The sequence below is a fragment of the Actinomadura sp. 9N407 genome, from assembly GCF_044326315.1.
Classification (GTDB): domain Bacteria; phylum Actinomycetota; class Actinomycetes; order Streptosporangiales; family Streptosporangiaceae; genus Spirillospora.
Genome location: NZ_JBIRAW010000037.1, coordinates 76987 through 94690, shown reverse-complemented (window position 1 = coordinate 94690; position 17704 = coordinate 76987). Strand labels below are relative to the sequence as shown.

Sequence of the window (17704 nt, the reverse complement as noted above, 5' to 3'; positions counted from 1 at the left end):
CCGGCCCCCCCCCCCCCCCCCCCCCCCCCGACCGGGCCTCTTGATACAGCCTCGTGAATACGGCCGGTCAGGCCTCTACGACGTCCACGTCAATGGTGGCGTTGACATCGGAGTGCAGCCGGACGCTGACCCGGTGGGTGCCGACGGTCTTGATCGGGTTGCCGATCTCGATCCGGCGGCGGTCCAGGTCGGGGCCGTCGGCGGCCTTGACCGCGTCGGCGATGTCCGCCGCGGTCACCGCGCCGAACAGCCGGCCGTTGGAGCCGGTGCGGGTGCGCAGGGTCACCTTGAGCGCCTGCAGCGCCCCGGCGACCTCCTTGGCGTGCTCGACGGTCGCGATCTCGCGGGTCGAACGCGCCTTCTTGATCGAGTCGATCTGCCGCTCCGCACCCCGGGTCCACTTGATGGCGAACCCGCGGGGAACGAGGTAGTTGCGGCCGTAGCCGTCGCGGACCTCGATCACGTCGCCGGGCTCACCGAGCCCGGAGACCTGCTGAGTAAGGATGAGCTTCATTTTCCGTCCCCCTACTCAGCGCGCGGTGCTGGTGTACGGCAACAGCGCCATCTCACGAGCGTTCTTGATCGCCGTGGCGACATCACGCTGGTGCTGGGTGCAGTTACCGGTGACCCGGCGGGCACGGATCTTGCCGCGGTCGGAAATGAACTTCCGCAGCAGGCCCGTGTCCTTGTAGTCGACGTAGGAGATCTTCTCCTGGCAGAACACGCAAACCTTCTTCTTCGGCTTGCGAGGAGGTGGTTTTGCCATCGTGGTGCTCCTTTAATGAGAGCCCCGCTCGCGCGGGAATGGACTGTGGTCGTCGTGTGTCGTGCGGGAACGGCGTGGCTAGAACGGCGGGTCGTCGGAGAAACCGCCGCCACCGCCGCCGCCGGAGCCGCCGCCGGTGGCCCAGGGGTCGTCCTGAGGGGCACCGCCGCCGCCACCCTGCTGGCCGCCGCCGCCACCGCCGCCGAAGCCGCCGCCCTGCTGGCCGCCGCCACCGCCACCACCACCGCCGCCGCCGAAGCCGCCACCGCCGCCTCCGCCGCCTTGCCGCTGGGTCTTGTTGACCTTCGCGGTGGCGTTGCGCAGCGACGGGCCGACCTCGTCGACCTCGATCTCGTAGACGGTGCGCTTCTCACCCTGCTGGGTCTCGTACGAGCGCTGCTTGAGCCGCCCCTGCACGATCACCCGCATGCCGCGCTGCAGGGTCTCGGCGCAGTTCTCCGCCGCCTGCCGCCAGACGTTGCAGGTCAAGAAGAGGGCCTCGCCGTCCTTCCAGTCGTTCGACTGGCGGTCGAAGAACCGCGGTGTCGAGGCCATCCGGAAGGACGCGACCGCCTGGCCGCTGGTGGTGAATCGTAGGTTCGGGTCCTCTACGAGGTTCCCGACGAGGGTGATGACGGTGTCGCCTGCCATGGGCTCGCTCCGGCTGTGGTGAGGGCCTGAGCCAGGCTCAGTGGACCTCGGGGCGGATGACCTTGGTACGGAGGATCGACTCGCTCAGGTTGAGCTGCCGGTCGAGCTCCTTGACCGTGGCAGGCTCGGCCGAGAGGTCGACCACCGCGTAGATGCCTTCGTTCTTCTTCTGGATGTCGTACGCCAGCCGGCGGCGACCCCAGATGTCGACCTTCTCGACGCTGCCGCCGCCGTCCTTGATGACCTTCAGGAACGGGTCGAGCGACGCCGAAGCGGTGCGCTCGTCGATGGCGGGGTCGAGAACGACCATGAGTTCGTAACGACGCATGCTGTGTCCCTACCTCCTCTGGACTGATGCGGTCACGGTCTCTCCGTGACAGGAGGGCTCTTGCGTCCTTCGCGTCCGCGCGGCGCCGGCCAGGGTGGCCGAGCGCCGACCGCGAGACCGACACAGGGTATCAAGAGTCGGCAGCGTAAGCGCCGGTTACGCCGTAGGACCGCACGGAACGGGCGGCGGCGGCCGCGCGGGCGGGGACATCAGCGCCGGGCTCCGCGACCGGCCGCTCCCGCCGGGGTCTTGACGCACCGTCGGCGATCGAGCTCGGCCATGATGTCGACCATGCGGGCGCGCATCCGGGCCGTCTGGGTCGTCAGCACCGACAGCTCCTCCACGAGCTCCGCGTCGCCGATGACCGCGAGTTCACTCTGCCTCATCTGAGCACCTCCGCGTCTGCGCCTGCTGCGGCATCCCTCGAATCCATGTTCGACGGTACCCGGAGGCACCGACAATTTCCGCCGCGCCGGACCGGTTGATCGGCGTCTCGTGCGGGAATCCCTCTACGGGTGCCGGGCCGTCCGGCGGGTCCGGCGGGCACGAGCGCATCCGGAAGGGGTGTTCCCATGTCACAGGAGGCGACCGGGAAGAAGCGGTCGGCACTCACCCTCAACACCGACGGTGAACGCCATCCGGTCGAGAACTCCCTCGCGGTGACCTCGATCACGCTGGGGATCGTGGCCCTGGTCCTGGGGTTCATCCCCGCGACGCACTTCTTCGGGGCGCTGGCCGGTGTGATCGGGCTGCCGATCGCCCTCTACTCCCAGCTGGTGTCGGCCACGACCGGTGAGCGCTGGCTCAACGTGATCGGCATGGTCACCTCGTTCGTGGGCGCCGCGTTCGCGCTCAGCCACGGCGGCTTCTCGCTCTGATCGCCTGCACTTCTCCGGTTGATCACCTGTACTTCTCTGGTTGATCACCTGCCCTGCTCCGGCCACCTGAGCCCCGTGGCCCGGATACCCTCGAACGCATGCTGCGTATCGGAGCCCACGTCGACCAGACCGCACCGCTGGACAACGCCCGCGAGCGCGGGGCCGACGTCGTGCAGCTCTTCCTGGGCGACCCGCAGGGCTGGAAGAAGCCCGTGCTGCCCGAGGGCATCGAGGCGCTCCAGGACTCCGACGTGGACGTGTACGTGCACTCCCCGTACGTGATCAACGTGGCGACGTCCAACAACCGGGTCCGGATCCCGAGCCGCAAGCTGCTCCAGCAGCACCTGGAGGCGGCCGCCTCGATCGGGGCCAAGGCGCTGATCGTGCACGGCGGGCATGTGCTGAAGGACGACGACCCCGAGACCGGCTTCGAGAACTGGCGGAAGGTGTTCGAGCGGCTGGACTGTCCGGTTCCGGTCTATATCGAGAACACCGCGGGCGGCGGCAACGCGATGGCCCGCAGGTTCGACCGGATCGCCCGGCTCTGGGAGGTCCTCTCCGGCGTGCCCGAGCTGGATTCCAAGATCGGCTTCTGCCTGGACACCTGCCACGCGCATGCCGCCGGCGAGGAGCTCATCGACGCGGTCGACCGGATCAAGGCCATCACCGGCCGGATCGACCTGGTGCACTGCAACGACAGCCGGGACGCGTTCGGATCGGGCGCCGACAGGCACGCCAACCTGGGTGCGGGCACCATCGACCCCGAGCTGATCCTGACGGTCGTACGCGCGGCCGGGGCCCCCGTCGTGGTGGAGACCCCCGGCGACGGCCAGGCCGCCGACATCGCCTGGCTCCGGTCCGGCCTGAGCTGACGCGGCCGGAACTTTCCCGCGCTTCCGGCGCCTGCTCGCTCCTTCCCGGCGCCTGACCGGTCGCCCCGGGGCTTCCTGTGGCCGGGCCCCCGCCGTACCATCGGGCGGCCGGGGCAAATTCCTCCTGGCCCGACAGGAACCGTGGCCGCCGCGGTGGCATCTAACCTCTCGCGGTACGACAAAGCACGGGACCACGTCACACTGGCATAATCCGGAACGACCTCAGCCCCAGCGCACGTGCGTGACACCAAAGCGACGACGGGCGCGCCGAACGATCGGGAAGTCAATGGCACAACCCCCCTACGACCCGTACGGCGGTTACGGGCAGGACCCGTACGCGCAGCAGCAGCCCGCGCCCGTACAACACCACTACTACGGCGGCGGCACTCCGTCCAACAACGGCATGGCCACCGCCTCGATGGTGCTCGGCCTGATCGGCATCCTCTTCTGCGGGTTCACCTCGATCCTGGCGATCATCTTCGGGCATGTCGCGCAGAGCCAGATCAAGCGGACCGGCGAGGGCGGCGGGGGCATGGCGACCGCCGGCCTGGTCCTCGGCTACATCATGACCGGGATCTGGATCCTCGTCTGGATCTTCTACCTCGGCCTGTACGCCGCGCTCATCGGTAGCGGCGCGGCCACCAGCACCTACTGATCCGCACGCACGTTCGCATGACGGCGCTACGTGCCCTGACGGGGGCTTCCCGAGCTTGGGGACGCCGGCCACCTCCACACCCATGCTCGGCGAGAGCACGGTCACTGGGGTACCGGCGTCCTTCCCATGCTCCGCCCTTCCCCTGAACGCGCCGGGGGCCGTACGGAACGCCCTCTGATCCGCCTCGGCGAGCTCCGCCCACGCCTCGTCCACCACGAGATGGCCCTGTCGGCGGATGCCGAGGACATGCCCTTCAGGCAGTCGTCCGGCGCTTTCCTCCAGCGCCTTCCTCCAGCGTTTTCCAGTCGCCGTCGAAAACGGGCTTGAGTCTCCACCGGCTGGAGACCGGAAGGTGGGGGACATGGACGGCGACACCCTCTACACGATCGGCGAGCTGGCGCGCCGGACCGGCGTTCCGGTCCGCACGATCCGGTTCTACTCCGACGCGGGCGTGGTGCCGCCGGCCGGCCGTACCGACGCCGGTTACCGCCTGTACGACCTGAACGCCGTGGCGCGCCTGGATCTGGTCCGCACGCTGCGCGAGCTCGGTGTCGACCTCACGACCGTCCAGCGGGTGCTGTCCCGCGAGATCACGGTCCCCGAGGTCGCCGCCGCGCACGCGGAGGCGGTGGACGTCCAGATCAGGACGCTGCGGCTGCGCCGGGCCGTGCTGCGGGCGGTGGCCAAGCGCGGTTCCAGTCCCGAGGAGATGGAACTCATGCACAAGCTCGCCAAGCTCTCCGACGAGGAGCGCAGGCGCATCATCACCGACTTCATCGACGAGGCGTACGCCGGGCTCGACGCCGATCCCGCGTTCGCCGACAAGCTGCGTTCGGCCATGCCGGAGCTGCCGGACGACCCGTCGCCCGAGCAGGTGGACGCCTGGGTGGAGCTCGCCGAGCTCGTCCAGGACCCTGGGTTCAAGGCCCGGATCCGGCAGATGATCGAGTACCAGGCGGCGCACGGCGACGAGCAGCCGGACCCGGCCGCGAGCATGGAGCTGGCCGAGGTGACGCGCGAGCGCGCGGCGGCGGCGCTGGACCGGGGGATCGCCCCGGAGTCGGCGGAGGCCGCACCGTTCCTGGACGCCGTCGTCGCGGCGTTCGCCACCGCGGCCGGTGAGCCGGACGGCCCGGACTTCCGGGCCCTGCTGCTGGAGCGGATGGAGATCGGCAACGACCGCCGGGCCGAGCGCTACTGGCAGTTGCTCGGGCTGATCAACGGCTGGCCGGCCGGGCCGCCGAGCCTGACGCCCGTGTTCGAGTGGGTGATCGCCGCCCTGCGCGCCCGTTCCTGAGGGCATGAGCCCGAGGGCATGAGCCTGAGGGCATGAGCCGAGAGCAGAAGCTCTGAGAGCGAACAAGGAGGCCGTCCCTGATCGCCAGGGGCGGCCTCCTTGTCATGGTGTCGTGGTCGCGGTCGCTGTGGGCGCTGCGCGCCGTCGCTTACGCAGCGTCCCTAGAGAGAAGATGTCGTCGGCATGGTTCAGGACACCTCCGGCGGGGTCGTCCACATCGTCGGTACGGACGACGTCCGCGGACGGCCGCAGGATCTCCCGGATGACGAGCGCCGCGAGCAACGTCACGGTCAGGAACCGGGCCAGCAAGGCCATGTAGTAGACGTTCTGGTCGATGCCGTCCGCCGCGAGCTCGAAGCTCATCAGCGTCGAGATCAGCTCCGACAGGTCGGCGGAGTCCCGCTGTACCGTGACGGCCAGCAGGTACCACCAGATGCCGAAGAAGTACACGATCTCGCCGACCTGCCACACGATGAACGCGGGCAGCTTGGGCCGGGCCAGGACGACCAGGGGCAGCAGCCACAGCACGTACTGCGGCGACCAGACCTTGTTCGGCAGCATGAAGGCGACCAGCACCAGGAACATCAGCTGCGGCAGCCTGGGGCGGCGCGGGGCGGCCAGGGCCAGTACGGCGATTCCCAGGGCCAGCACGAGGAACGTCCCCGTACCGAACAGGTTGAGCCTTTCGGGGTGCTCCAGCCCGCTCATCCCACGGTCCTGCAGGAAGAAGTAGATGGATCCCCAGTCGATCCCCCGGCTCTGGCTGAAGCTGTAGAACTCCAGCCATCCCTCCCAGGCGAACAGCATGATGGGCAGGTTGATGAGCAGCCACGCCCCTGCCGTACCGGCGAGGAGCCTCCCCATGGCGCGCCACTGCCCGGCCCGTACGCACAGCAGCACCAGCGGCCCGAGGAACAGCAGCGGGTAGAACTTCGCGGCGATGGCCAGGCCCAGCAGTACCCCAGCCCAGGCGGGGCGGCGAGAGGCCCAGGCAGACAGGGCCAGTGCCGACAGCCCTACCGCGAGCAGATCCCAGTTGATGTACGCGGTGAGGATCAGGGCCGGCGACAAGGCGACCATGAGGCCGGCCTTGAGCGAATGCCTTCCGGCCACGTACGCGGTCGCCAGTACGGTCACCACGGCGAACACTGCCAGCACCAGCGCGGTGACGTTGAAGAAGGCCATACCGCGCGCATCGAGGCCGAACGGTTGTACGAGCACGTTCACGACATGCATCAGAACACCGCTCAGTACCGGGTACTCCACGTAATTGATGGAGTCCCCGGCGAACGAGTCGAAGTAGGGAACCTTGCCGTCGCTCAGTCCCCGCACGTAGTAGAGCGGGTAGATGTCGGTGTAGCAGGCCCTCGTCGTCGTCTTGACGAAGTCGAACGAGGCCGAGGCGCAGGGCTGCTTCTGTACCCAGGCCAGCACCGCGGTCAATGCCGCGACCCCCGCGAGCAACGGCACCAGCCGGTTCATCCGCCCCGGCTCACCGTCGATCTCGGCGCCGTCATCGACATCGGACTTCACGCGCCCACCGGAATCGGGAGCGGGGGAGGACTGCGACATGCCAGCAGACTATTGCTGATCCACAAGCCGGACCCACACACCGGCCCGTTCCCTACAGGATCGACAAGCTCAGCAGGCACCTCAGCCACAACGGACCTCAAGGCGTGCGAGCGCGTCCGAAGGCCCTGCACGAGATCGAAGCCGGAGGCGAGATCGAGGGCAGATCGCGAAGCGATGCAAGCGCGAGCCGCGGCCGTGACAAGCGACGAGCCGCCAGGCGAGGAGCGCAGCTCACGGCCGCCGTGAACAGGGGTGCCAGGGGTTGCGGTCGCACCACCATGTTGGTGGTGGGTCGCTGGGCGGGATGCTCGGGACGCAGCCGACCGGCATGCCGATGCGGTTGCAGGGTTGGCCGTTCGGAGGTGGTGTGGGGATGCCGGGGGTGGGTCCGGGCGTTCCCGGTACGCAGGGTTCGCCGTCCGGCTGCTCCGGCATGCCTGGCGTGCAGGTCGGGCTGGGGGACGGCGAGGGCGACGCCGTGGGCGAGGGCTCCGGCCTCGGTACGGACCAGGGCGCCGTGGAGCCGACGTTGCCGGGCGGGCCGAACTGCTCGATCTCCTTGCCTTCGTGGGCCTTGGTCATGAACCGCTTGAAGAGGTCGGCGGGGATCGTACCGCCGTAGATCTCGTTGTAGCCGCCGATGCCCTGCAGGGACTTCAGTCCGCCGTCCTCGTCCTGGCGCCACATCGCGACCGAGGTGGCGAGCTGCGGGGTGTAGCCGACGAACCAGGCGGCCAGGTTCTTCTCGGTCGTTCCGGTCTTGCCGGCGACGGGGCGGCCGGCCAGGTTGGCGCCGGTGCCGGTACCGGACCGTACGACCGCCTGCATGGCCACCGTCGCGTCGCGGGCGACCGCCGACGGGAACACCTCGGTGGACTTGTGCGGCACCTTCTTGATCGTCTCGCCGTCCTGGGTCCGGACGGGGCCGTCGTGCCGGTCGGTGACCTCGCTGATGACGTGCACCGGCGTGTGCCGTCCCTCGGCCGGGAAGGTGGAGTAGACCGAGGCCATCGTGACCGGGCTGACGGAGACGACGCCGAGCGGCAGGCTGGTGACGCCGGACTTCAGGACCTTGGTGTCCTTCGGGACGCCCATCTGGACGGCCATCTCGGCGACGTTCTCCAGCCCCACCTTCTGGCCGAGCTCGACATACGCGGTGTTGATCGACATCTCGGTCATCTGGGCGAGCGTGTAGACGCCGTTCTCGCTGCGCGAGTCGTTCGTGAACTCGTCGCCGTTGATGGTGCGGCTGTAGCTGCCGTCCATCGTCGTCCGCAGGCTGATGCCCTGGTCGAGGGCGGTGGCGAGCACGATCGGCTTGAACGACGAGCCCGGCTGGATCTTGCTGTCGAACGAGTCGTCGAACTGCTGCTTGCCGTAGGACGGGCCGCCGTACGCCGCCACCACTCCGCCGGTCTCCGGGTCGACCGCGGCCAGGCCGAAGTGGACGTCGTCGCCGAGATCCTTCTCCTGGCGCATCTGCTTGACGGCCTTGGCGGTGTAGTCCTGCAGGTCCTTGTCGAACGTGGTGGTGATGCGCAGCCCGCCCCGTTCGAGCTCCTCCGGGGGGACACCGAGCTGCTTGAGCTCCTTGAGCACCCGTTCCTTGAGGTAGCCCGCCTGGGACGAGTCGGGAACGTCGCTCCAGTCGCGCTTGGTCTGCGGGAACCGCTGTGCCGCACGGTCGGCCTGGCTCAGCCAGTTCTCCTCGACCATGCCGTCCAGGACATAGTTCCAGCGCGCGATCAGGGCGCGCTTGGCGAGCTGGGTGTCGGGCCCGGTGGTGACGAAGTAGCCGGGACGCTGGATGAGCGCGGCCAGCATTGCCGCCTCGCTCACCGTGAGCCGCGCGACGTCCTTGTGGAAGTAGGCGCGCGCGGCGGCCTGGATGCCGTACGCCTGGCGGCCGAAGCTCACCGTGTTGAGGTAGAGCCCGAGGATCTCGTCCTTCTTCAGCTCGCTGTCGACCCGGACCGAGACCAGGATCTCCTTGAGCTTGCGGCTGACCGTCCGCTCCCGGCTGAGCCCCTGGTAGTAGTTGCGCGCCAGCTGCTGGGTGATCGTCGAGCCGCCCTGCACGTCGCCGCCGGTGGCGGTCTTGAACAGGGCGCGCGCGACGCCGGTCGGGGAGACCCCGTGCTCGTTCTCGAAGTTGCGGTCCTCGGCGGCGAGCACCGCGTGCCGTACGGCGACGGGGATCCGCGACAGCGGGACGCTCTCGCGGTGCATGCCAATCCGGGCGATGGGCGTCTTGCCGTCGCGGTAGTAGATGACCGATTCCTGCGCGACGGCGCCTGCCTGCGTCTCGGTCGGGATCGGCGTGTTGGCGTAAGCGACACCGATGAGCGTGGCGCCGCCGAGCAGCATCACGCCGAAAACGGCGAGGACGGTCTTCCACGAGGGGATGCGGCGCCGCCACCCGGTCCGTCCGGGCCTACGGGGCCCGCCGCGGGCTCCGGGCTTGGCCGGCGCACCGGGCCTGCCTGGACCACCCGGCACGCCTGGGCCTGGGCCAACCGGCATGCCCGGGCCTGGGGCGCCGGGGACTTCCGAGTCCGCGCTTGTACGGCCGGTGCCCGCCGGCACGCCGACGGGGTCGGGGCTTGCCGAGGGGAGCGGTCCTAGGGGCGGCGGTGCCGCGGCGGCGTGCTTTCCCGGGGTGCGGCGGATACCGCCGCCCTTGCCGCCCAGGAGCTTGGGGAGTGAGGCGTGGGCCGCCGCGTGTCCACCGGTCCTGGCTCGCCTGCCGCGACCGCCGCTCTCACCTGGGCCATCATCGCCGTCCCGCCCGTTCTGGCCTGGGTAACTCACGCGCGACCTCACCACCTGGAGTACGGCTGTGCGTCGTCCGAGGGTAACGCGCGGGTCCCCACTCAGGGGGGAGCAGGCCGTTTCCTCCCGAAACGAGCGTCCCGAAACCAGCGACGGCCGGCCCCGCCCGGGAAGGGGCGGGACCGGCCGTGCGGCCGTACTGGGCGGTCAGCTCACTCGTCGAGCCTGGCCGCGGTTCTCTGCTGCGGTTCGTTCGGGCCGGGCGGCCTGTCCGGGTTTTGATCCTCGTCCTTGCAGCGCGGGTCGTTCTGGTGCGTCCGGCACCAACTCCCGTTGTCCGGCGGGTTCTCCTGCGGCGGCTTGTCCGGATCGCAGTCCGGCGTGGGGAACAGGCCGCAGGCCGGCTTCTCATCCGGGCCCGGGTCCTGGTCGTTCTCGTCCTTGCAGCGCGGGTGGTTCTCCGCGCCGGGCACGTCGTCGCACCACGCCGGACGGCCGTCGTCAGGCTCCTCGCGCTCTTCCTTTTCCTTCTTCTTCGGCGGCGGCTTGGCCCACAGCTGCTGGGTACCGCCCCAGGCCGGCGGAGCGAACTGCTCGACCGGAGTCCCCTGGGTCGCCTCCGCCATGTAGGCCTTCCAGATCTTGGCGGTGGTACCACCACCGAAGTTCTCGATGCCCTGGACGTTCAGCGGCTTGTTCTTGTTGTTGAACACCGTCACCGAGGTGGCGATCTTCGGGGTGTAGCCGGCGAACCAGGTCGCGACGTTCTTCTCCGTCGTACCCGTCTTGCCGGCGACGGGGCGGTCCGCCAGGGCGGCCGACGGGGCCGTGCCGCCCTGCTTGACGACCTGCTGCAGGGCGTAGTTGACGTCACGCGTCACGGCCGAGGTGTAGACGCTTTCGACCTTGTCCCACTTGAGCTTCTTGTAGTCGCCCTCGCCGGTCTTGTTGCGGACCTTCTTCACCACGTGCGGCTGGTGGTAGGTGCCGCCGTTGGCGAAGACCGCGTACCCGGACGCCTGCTCGATCGCCCGGATGTTGTTGATGCCCAGGGCCAGACCGGCCTGCTGCTTGAACGCGTCCACCATGTCGGGGGAGACGCCCTGCTTCTTGGCGTTCTTGACGACGTCCGAGACCCCGACCTTCATCGCGAGCTGCACGAATCCGGTGTTGGACGACGTCTGGGTGGCCTTCAGCAGGTCGATCGCGCCGCGCTCTCCGTGGCTGTTGCGGATCGGATCGAGCGCACCGGGCGTCCCGTTGGGCACGACTTCGCCGGCCCCGTTGAACGAGAGGTTATTGCGCCCGTCGACCATGCTCTTGAGGCTGTGTCCCTCTTGCAGCGCCGTGGCCAGTACGTACGGCTTCATCGCCGAACCGGCCTGCGCCGAGCCCTTCCAGACGTTGTCGAAGGTCTGCTTTATGTAGTCGGGACCGCCGTAGATGGCCTCGACCTCGCCGTTGGTCGCGTTGACCGAGGCGAGCCCCATCCGGACGTCCTTCTTGAGCAGCTTCGCCGGGTCCTGCGGGACGTTCCCCTCCACCGCCTTCTTGGCGGCGATCATCTTCTTGTAGTCGAACGTCGTGGTGATGCGCAGACCCTGGTCGAGGATCGTCTTCTCGGTGATGCCCTGCCGGCTCAGTTCCAGGATCGCGCGCTTGATCATGTAGCCGCGCTGGCCGCCGTACGTCGCGTCGCCGACCTGCTCCTTGGTCTCCGGCAGGGTGTTGTAGTACTTGGCGTAGTCGGCCTCGTTGACCTGCTTGGTCTTGCGCATCCCGTCCAGCACGTACTGGTAGCGGGCCTTGGTCTGGGCGACCAGGTCCTTGTCGTCGCTGGCGGGGTCGAACCGGCCCGGCTGCTGGATGATCGCGCCCAGCAGCGCGCCCTCGCTCACGTTCAGCTTGCCGACGTCCTTGTTGAAGAAGGCCTTGGACGCGGCCTGGATCCCGTAGGCGTTGCGGCCGAAGTAGATGGTGTTGAGGTACTGCTCGAGGATCTCCTCCTTGCTGCCGAGCTCGTCCTCGAGCTTGAGCGAGATGAACATCTCCTTGAACTTGCGGCTCATCGTCCGCTCGTCGCTCAGGTAGTAGTTCTTCGCCAGCTGCTGGGTGATCGTCGAGCCGCCCTGGGTGGAACCGCCGGACACGTTGTTCCAGACCGCGCGGGACAGGCCCTTGGGGTCGAACCCGCTGTCCTCCCAGAAGCTGCGGTTCTCGGCCGCGATCACGGCTTCCTGGACGTGCTTGGGCACCTTGTCCAGCGTGATCATCTCGCGGTTCTTGCCGAGCCGGCCGATCTCCCTCTTGCCGTCCGCGTAGTAGAAGATCGCGGAGGTCTTGGTCGCGTCGGAGTTGCCGACCGAGGGCACCGGGGTCTGCGCGTACGCGACACCGATCAGGGTGAGGAAGGCCAGGAAGCCCAGGGCGAACACGCCCGTGACGATCTTCCAGTTCGGTACGTAGCGGCGCCAGCCGGTGCGGGCCTCGCCGTCTTTACCGTCCTTGGTGTCCTTGGCGTCCTTGGGGCCGCCACCGCCGCGGAGTCGTCGGCCCATGCCCTTGCGGTCGTCGTCGTCCCCCGCACCGGACCAGAAGCCCTGCGGACCGCCGGGACCTCCCGGACCGCCGGGGCCACCTGGGCCTCCCGGGCCCGCCGGACCGCCTGGGCCGCGGCCAACACCGCCACGGCCGGGTCCGCCCGGACCTGGGGGACCACCACGGCCGCCGGGGCCTCCGCGTCCGCCTGGGGCACCACGCCCGCCGGCGCCGCCGCCGGGGCCGCCTGCGGCCCGATGGCCGCCACCGCCTCCGCGGGGGGCACCGCCACGCGGCCCGCCTGGACGGGCAGGACCGTTCGGCCCACCGGCGGCACGGCGGGACGTGGGCCGTCCGGGCATGGCCGAGCCACCAGGGACTGTCGGCCGGCCCTGGGCACCGGATTCACTCGGGCGGGGGATGTTCCCGCCCGGCCGCTGCGACCGGGCTACTGGTCGGGGCTGGCTTGGATTACTCACGCGACCTCATCAACGGGGATACGGCTTTGCGTCGACCGAAGAGTACTGTGCAGGCGGGTGAGCGGGGGACCGCCGTGCAAGGCCGAGACCATTCCTCGGCTCCTGTCTCAGGCACTACGCCTCGCCGGCTGCGAGGCCGCCCCGAACGTTACCCGCGCTGGCTGCGGGGCTCGTCACCATGGCCGAGTACGTACGACACCGTCAGGTGGTTCCAGGCGCAACCCTGACATACTTCGATCACGTGGACGTTGAATTCTCCGTATTTGCGTGCCATATCCGCAAGCTCGGCCGTCGCCTTGGCCCGGCCCGCTGAGCGCCCCAGTTCGTCCCCGTAGACATAGGTGACGTGCGTCAATGGCTCCCGGCGGCACACCGGGCAGAGCTCACCGGACGGCTCGCCGTGGTGCTTGGCGGCACGGAGCAGGTAGGGGTGGGCGTCGCAGGCGTCGGCCGTGTCCAGCCGGCCCGATCGCAGCCCGGCGAGGGCGGCGCGGCGGACCAGTCCGTAGTCCACGACCAGCCTCGGCCTCATGGCAGCAGGGTAGGACGCCCCGTCCGCGGAAGGAAGATCACCCGACCGGCCCGAACGCCTCCACCGGGCCGGGACTTGCCAGGATCCCCGGCCGTACGTATCTTTGCGATGTATCGACTCGATACATTGGCTCGATACATTCAGTCGATACATCCCGGCTGTACGTCCAGACGGTACGTCCAGTCGAAACATCGTGGGATCGGATCGCCGAACCAGCGGTCCGCCGTACATCGAGCGGGGCCCCGGCTCCGTGGAAGTGGGGACGCATGGGAGGCAGGAAGGGTGCGGGAGTGCTCGAACTCGCCGTCCTCGGCCTGCTCCACGAGTCCCCCATGCACGGCTACGAGCTGCGCAAGCGGCTCAACGTCGTGCTCGGCATGTTCCGCGCCTTCTCGTACGGCTCGCTCTACCCGTGCCTCAAGCAGCTCCTCGCCAAGGGGCTCATCGTCGAGGACCGGCCCGAGGAGCCCAACCCGGCGCTGGCCCTGCAGAGCCGCCGCTCGAAGATCGTGTACAAGCTCACCGCCGACGGCAAGGAGCGGCTGCAGCAGCTGCTCACCGAGGCCGGCCCGGCGGCGTGGGAGGACGAGGGGTTCGGCGTCCACTTCGCCTTCTTCTCGCACACCCGCGCCGATGTCCGGTTGCGCATCCTCGAGGGCCGGCGCAGCCGGCTGGAGGAGCGGCTGGAGAGCGTGCGGGCCGCCCTGGCGCGGACCCGCGAGCGGGTCGACAGCTACACCCTCGAGCTGCAGAACCACGGGCTCGAGTCCGTCGAACGCGAGGTCCGGTGGCTCAACGAGCTGATCGGCCGCGAGCGGGCGGAGCAGGCCGAGCTCGCCGTCCAGGCCGTCCAGGCGGAGCAGGCCGATCGAGCACGGGAACAGGAAAAGGCCGCCAAGGCCGAGAGCAGTACCCAAAAGACTCAGGACACGCCTCGCGAGCAGGGCCGCTGAACACGGCCCCCGCCAGGTCTGGTGAAGAACACCACATGTCCCGCTAAGTGAGAAGGAGCATCCGGATGGGTTCGGTGCGTGTCGCCATCATCGGTGTGGGCAACTGCGCCGCTTCGCTTGTCCAGGGCGTCGAGTACTACAAGGACGCGGACGCGCAGACGCGGGTCCCCGGGCTGATGCACGTCCAGTTCGGCGAGTACCACGTCGGTGACGTGGAGTTCGTCGCGGCGTTCGACGTGGACGCGAAGAAGGTCGGCATGGACCTGTCCGAGGCCATCGTCGCGAGCGAGAACAACACCATCAAGATCTGCGACGTCCCGCCGACCGGCGTGACCGTGCAGCGCGGCCACACCTTCGACGGCCTCGGCGAGTACTACCGCGAGATGGTCGAGGAGTCCGACGCCGAGCCGGTCGACATCGTGCGGGCGCTCAAGGACGCGCGCGTCGACGTGCTGGTGTCGTACCTGCCGGTGGGCTCGGAGGACGCCGACCGGTTCTACGCCCAGTGCGCGATCGACGCCAACGTGGCGTTCGTCAACGCGCTGCCGGTGTTCATCGCCTCCGACCCCGAGTGGGCCGAGAAGTTCACCAAGGCGGGCGTCCCGATCATCGGCGACGACATCAAGTCGCAGGTCGGCGCCACCATCACGCACCGCGTGATGGCCAAGCTGTTCGAGGACCGCGGGGTCGAGCTGCTGCGCACGTACCAGCTCAACTTCGGCGGCAACATGGACTTCATGAACATGCTGGAGCGCAAGCGCCTGCAGTCCAAGAAGATCTCCAAGACGCAGTCGGTGACCTCCCAGATCCCGCACGAGATGGCCAAGGCCGACGTGCACATCGGCCCGTCCGACCACGTGCCGTGGATGGACGACCGCAAGTGGGCCTACGTCCGCCTGGAGGGCCGCTCGTTCGGCGACACCCCGCTCAACCTGGAGTACAAGCTCGAGGTCTGGGACTCCCCCAACTCGGCCGGCGTCATCATCGACGCGGTCCGCGCCGCCAAGATCGCCAAGGACCGCGGCATCGGCGGCCCGATCCTGTCGGCCAGCTCGTACTTCATGAAGTCGCCCCCCGAGCAGTACAGCGACGACGACGCGCACGAGGCCGTGGAGAAGTTCATCCGCGGCGAGGTCGACCGCTGAGGCCTGCCCGACCGGCTTCGCAGTGAACCCGGGCGCCCCGGCGGCGATGATTCGCCGCCGGGGCGCCCTTTCGTGTTTTCGGAAGCACGGCGTGTTTTTGGAAGCACGTGTTTTGGAAGCACGGCGTGTTCCCGGAGGTACGGCGCGGTCTCGGAAGTACGAGTATTGAGGTTATTGTCACGCTCTGGCTCTACCCTGGCACGTGCGGTGATGGGCGCGTAACGTTCGGAGCCGGAGTGGAGGAGGGGCATGATGCGCCAGACGCTCAGGGTGACGGCGGGATGTGCGGGGCTCGCGCTGGGCCTCACCGGGTGCGGGGGCGGCGGCGACGATCCGTCCGCGATCCCGACCGGGCCACCGCGCGAGGGCGGCACGCTCCGCGTGGTGGGCTCGTCCGATGTCGAGCATCTCGACACCGCGAGCGCCAACAGCGTCGGGGCGTACGGGCTCACCCGCATCTTCGCCCGGCCCCTGTTCGGTACGAAGGCGTCCAACAACTTCGACGAGACCATCCCGCTGCGGCCCGACATGGCGGCCGAGATCCCCACCAAGGAGAACGGCGGCGTCAGCAAGAACGGCCGTACCTACACGGTGAGACTGCGCGAGGGCGTCCAGTGGAACACCGAGCCGCCCCGGCCGGTCGTCGCGGGCGACTTCGTCCGCGGGTTCAAGAGGCTGTGCAACCCGGCGTCGCCGTCCAGCGGCAAGGGCTACTACATCTCCACGATCAAGGGGATGGCCGCCTACTGCGAGGGCTACGAGGACGTCGACGCCGCCAGCGCCAAGGCGATGGCCGACTACCAGAACGGCCACGACATCGAGGGCGTGACCGCCAAGGACGACCGCACCCTGGTGTTCCGCCTGGAGGAGCCGGCCAGCGACTTCCTCAACCTGCTGTCGCTGCAGTTCACGGCCGCGGCCCCGGCCGAGTACGACCGGTACGTCCCCGACGGCGCCGATTTCCGGCAGAACACGATCTCCGACGGGCCGTACCAGATCACCGAGTACCGGCCGAGCGGCTCGTACGTGCTGACCCGTAACCCCGCCTGGCGGCGGGAGAGCGACCCGCTGCGCGGCCGGTACGTGGACAAGATCCAGATCACCCTCGGGCAGGACTCGCCGCAGGCGGTCCAGCAGCAGCTCGAGGTGGGCACCGCCGACCTGTCCTGGGACCACCCGGTGCCGACCTCGGCGATCCCCGGGCTCCGCCGGGAGCGCGACCCGCGGTTCGCGATCAGGGAGACCCCCAACAACAGCCCCTACCTGGTCTTCAACACCCGCAGCCCCAACAACGGCGGCGCGCTCGGCAAGCGGGAGGTCCGGCAGGCGCTGCAGTACGCGGTGGACCGGACCGCGCTGATCAAGATCGTCGGCGGCCCCGAGGTGGCCGAGCCGCTGCACACCGTCATCCCGCCGGGGAATTCCGGATACACGCCGTCCGACCGCTACCCGACCCCCGGCGAGGCCGGCGACCCGGCCAAGTGCCGGCAGCTCCTGGCGAAGGCCGGGTATCCCGACGGGCTGAAGTTCACGTTCCCGTACCGCACCAACAGCGTCCACAAGCTCATCGCCGAGTCCCTCAAGGCCAACCTGGAGTCCTGCGGGGTCTCCGCCGACCTGGCCCCCGACGCGGGCGGCACGTTCTACGGCAAGACGATCTCGTCCCCCGACCGCGCCGACAAGGGCGCCTGGGACATCGCCGCCCCCGGCTGGACCCCCGACTGGTACGGCAACAACGGCCGCTCCATCATCCAGCCGCTGTTCGACGGCCGCACCTACGGCGCCAACTCCACCAACTACGGCGGCTACGACAACTTCGAGGTCAACGGCCTGATCGACGCCGCCCTGACCGCACCGACCGCGAACCACGCGGGCGGCTTCTGGCAGCAGGCCGACAAGAAGATCATGGAGGACGCGGCGATCGTCCCGCTGCTCAACCGCTCCCACCCGATCTTCCACTCCTCCAGGGTCGGCGGCGCCGCCTTCCTCCCCACCACCGCAAGCTACGACTACACGCGTCTATGGCTGAGCCCTGGGCGTCGGGCGTAGAACGCCCTCCTTCGGCGGGCTCCGCGGCGAGCGCTGGCATCGCTTCGAACTCGCCTTGACGGCTCGCTTCGCGATCAGGTTCTCGCTTCGCTCGAACCTGCCTTCGGACGCGCTCGCAACGCTTGAGGTATCCGCTTCCTCAGCCCGCGCCTAAGCCGGGGGTCAAGGGGGCGGAGCCCCTTGCGGGGGGTGCGGGGGCGGAGCCCCTGCCCGTCGG

At 69.1% G+C, this 17704-nt stretch carries 15 protein-coding genes and 1 pseudogene; 7 read left to right on the top strand and 9 right to left on the bottom strand.

The annotated features are described in order from the left end of the window. Positions 1-67: 67 nt before the first annotated feature. The 5 genes from rplI to ACH34Q_RS39605 form a co-directional block, all read right to left on the bottom strand. Positions 68-514, bottom strand: coding sequence for a 50S ribosomal protein L9 (gene rplI / locus ACH34Q_RS39625; protein WP_395988333.1), 447 nt, complete (start codon positions 512-514; stop codon positions 68-70). Between the two features lie 15 nt (positions 515-529). Next, entirely contained in the window at positions 530-766 is a 237-nt protein-coding gene (rpsR, locus tag ACH34Q_RS39620) for a 30S ribosomal protein S18 (RefSeq protein WP_019631633.1), read from the bottom strand. A gap of 78 nt (positions 767-844) precedes the next feature. Next, entirely contained in the window at positions 845-1417 is a 573-nt protein-coding gene (locus ACH34Q_RS39615) for a single-stranded DNA-binding protein (RefSeq protein WP_395988332.1), read from the bottom strand. Positions 1418-1454: 37 nt separating this feature from the next. Beyond that, the gene (gene rpsF, locus ACH34Q_RS39610) at positions 1455-1745 is read right to left on the bottom strand and encodes a 30S ribosomal protein S6 (protein ID WP_395988330.1); all 291 of its coding nucleotides are present in this window, start codon (positions 1743-1745) and stop codon (positions 1455-1457) included. A gap of 209 nt (positions 1746-1954) precedes the next feature. Next, entirely contained in the window at positions 1955-2131 is a 177-nt protein-coding gene (locus ACH34Q_RS39605) for a hypothetical protein (RefSeq protein WP_395988329.1), read from the bottom strand. A 186-nt stretch (positions 2132-2317) separates the two neighbouring features. Between ACH34Q_RS39605 and ACH34Q_RS39600 the strand changes: the two genes are divergently transcribed. From ACH34Q_RS39600 to ACH34Q_RS39585, 4 genes are all read left to right on the top strand, one after another. Next, a complete protein-coding gene (locus ACH34Q_RS39600) occupies positions 2318-2623 on the top strand; it encodes a hypothetical protein (protein WP_395988328.1) in 306 nt (101 codons plus the stop codon). A gap of 101 nt (positions 2624-2724) precedes the next feature. Next, a complete protein-coding gene (locus tag ACH34Q_RS39595) occupies positions 2725-3495 on the top strand; it encodes a deoxyribonuclease IV (RefSeq protein ID WP_395988337.1) in 771 nt (256 codons plus the stop codon). Between the two features lie 286 nt (positions 3496-3781). Continuing rightward, on the top strand, positions 3782-4150 hold the full coding sequence (locus ACH34Q_RS39590; RefSeq protein WP_395988327.1) for a DUF4190 domain-containing protein: 369 nt from the start codon (positions 3782-3784) through the stop codon (positions 4148-4150). A gap of 361 nt (positions 4151-4511) precedes the next feature. Further along, complete coding sequence (locus tag ACH34Q_RS39585) at positions 4512-5447, top strand: MerR family transcriptional regulator (protein WP_395988326.1); 936 nt, start codon at positions 4512-4514, stop codon at positions 5445-5447. Positions 5448-5549: 102 nt separating this feature from the next. Here ACH34Q_RS39585 and ACH34Q_RS39580 read toward each other — a convergent pair whose 3' ends face one another. From ACH34Q_RS39580 to ACH34Q_RS39565, 4 genes and pseudogenes are all read right to left on the bottom strand, one after another. Continuing rightward, entirely contained in the window at positions 5550-7019 is a 1470-nt protein-coding gene (locus ACH34Q_RS39580) for a glycosyltransferase family 87 protein (RefSeq protein ID WP_395988325.1), read from the bottom strand. A gap of 696 nt (positions 7020-7715) precedes the next feature. Next, positions 7716-9386 (bottom strand): annotated as a pseudogene (locus ACH34Q_RS39575) (transglycosylase domain-containing protein); the annotation flags it as partial. Between the two features lie 617 nt (positions 9387-10003). Then, positions 10004-12349 (bottom strand): transglycosylase domain-containing protein, encoded by a 2346-nt coding sequence (locus tag ACH34Q_RS39570; protein WP_395988324.1) that lies wholly within the window; start codon positions 12347-12349, stop codon positions 10004-10006. Between the two features lie 607 nt (positions 12350-12956). After that, positions 12957-13340: a DUF5318 family protein gene (locus ACH34Q_RS39565; protein ID WP_395988323.1), complete on the bottom strand. Its 384-nt coding sequence runs from the start codon at positions 13338-13340 to the stop codon at positions 12957-12959. A 266-nt stretch (positions 13341-13606) separates the two neighbouring features. Here ACH34Q_RS39565 and ACH34Q_RS39560 point away from each other — a divergent pair, with 266 nt between their 5' ends. The 3 genes from ACH34Q_RS39560 (at position 13607) to ACH34Q_RS39550 (ending at position 17487) form a co-directional block, all read left to right on the top strand. Then, on the top strand, positions 13607-14293 hold the full coding sequence (locus ACH34Q_RS39560) for a helix-turn-helix transcriptional regulator (protein ID WP_395988322.1): 687 nt from the start codon (positions 13607-13609) through the stop codon (positions 14291-14293). 65 nt (positions 14294-14358) lie between these two features. Then, positions 14359-15438, top strand: a complete 1080-nt coding sequence (locus ACH34Q_RS39555) for an inositol-3-phosphate synthase (RefSeq protein WP_395988321.1) — start codon at positions 14359-14361, stop codon at positions 15436-15438. Positions 15439-15687: 249 nt separating this feature from the next. Next, positions 15688-17487 (top strand): ABC transporter substrate-binding protein, encoded by a 1800-nt coding sequence (locus ACH34Q_RS39550; RefSeq protein ID WP_395988320.1) that lies wholly within the window; start codon positions 15688-15690, stop codon positions 17485-17487. Positions 17488-17704 lie beyond the last annotated feature (217 nt).

Excerpts from the sequence above, each read along its gene's own strand:
- rpsR (WP_019631633.1), bottom strand. The coding sequence starts at position 766 with ATGGCAAAACCACCTCCTCGCAAGCCGAAGAAGAAGGTTTGCGTGTTC.
- rpsF (WP_395988330.1), bottom strand. The coding sequence starts at position 1,745 with ATGCGTCGTTACGAACTCATGGTCGTTCTCGACCCCGCCATCGACGAG.
- ACH34Q_RS39560 (WP_395988322.1), top strand. The coding sequence starts at position 13,607 with ATGGGAGGCAGGAAGGGTGCGGGAGTGCTCGAACTCGCCGTCCTCGGC.
- ACH34Q_RS39570 (WP_395988324.1), bottom strand. The coding sequence starts at position 12,349 with ATGGGCCGACGACTCCGCGGCGGTGGCGGCCCCAAGGACGCCAAGGAC.
- ACH34Q_RS39580 (WP_395988325.1), bottom strand. The coding sequence starts at position 7,019 with ATGTCGCAGTCCTCCCCCGCTCCCGATTCCGGTGGGCGCGTGAAGTCC.
- ACH34Q_RS39555 (WP_395988321.1), top strand. The coding sequence starts at position 14,359 with ATGGGTTCGGTGCGTGTCGCCATCATCGGTGTGGGCAACTGCGCCGCT.
- ACH34Q_RS39605 (WP_395988329.1), bottom strand. The coding sequence starts at position 2,131 with ATGAGGCAGAGTGAACTCGCGGTCATCGGCGACGCGGAGCTCGTGGAG.
- ACH34Q_RS39550 (WP_395988320.1), top strand. The coding sequence starts at position 15,688 with ATGATGCGCCAGACGCTCAGGGTGACGGCGGGATGTGCGGGGCTCGCG.
- ACH34Q_RS39585 (WP_395988326.1), top strand. The coding sequence starts at position 4,512 with ATGGACGGCGACACCCTCTACACGATCGGCGAGCTGGCGCGCCGGACC.
- ACH34Q_RS39615 (WP_395988332.1), bottom strand. The coding sequence starts at position 1,417 with ATGGCAGGCGACACCGTCATCACCCTCGTCGGGAACCTCGTAGAGGAC.
- ACH34Q_RS39565 (WP_395988323.1), bottom strand. The coding sequence starts at position 13,340 with ATGAGGCCGAGGCTGGTCGTGGACTACGGACTGGTCCGCCGCGCCGCC.
- ACH34Q_RS39600 (WP_395988328.1), top strand. The coding sequence starts at position 2,318 with ATGTCACAGGAGGCGACCGGGAAGAAGCGGTCGGCACTCACCCTCAAC.
- rplI (WP_395988333.1), bottom strand. The coding sequence starts at position 514 with ATGAAGCTCATCCTTACTCAGCAGGTCTCCGGGCTCGGTGAGCCCGGC.
- ACH34Q_RS39590 (WP_395988327.1), top strand. The coding sequence starts at position 3,782 with ATGGCACAACCCCCCTACGACCCGTACGGCGGTTACGGGCAGGACCCG.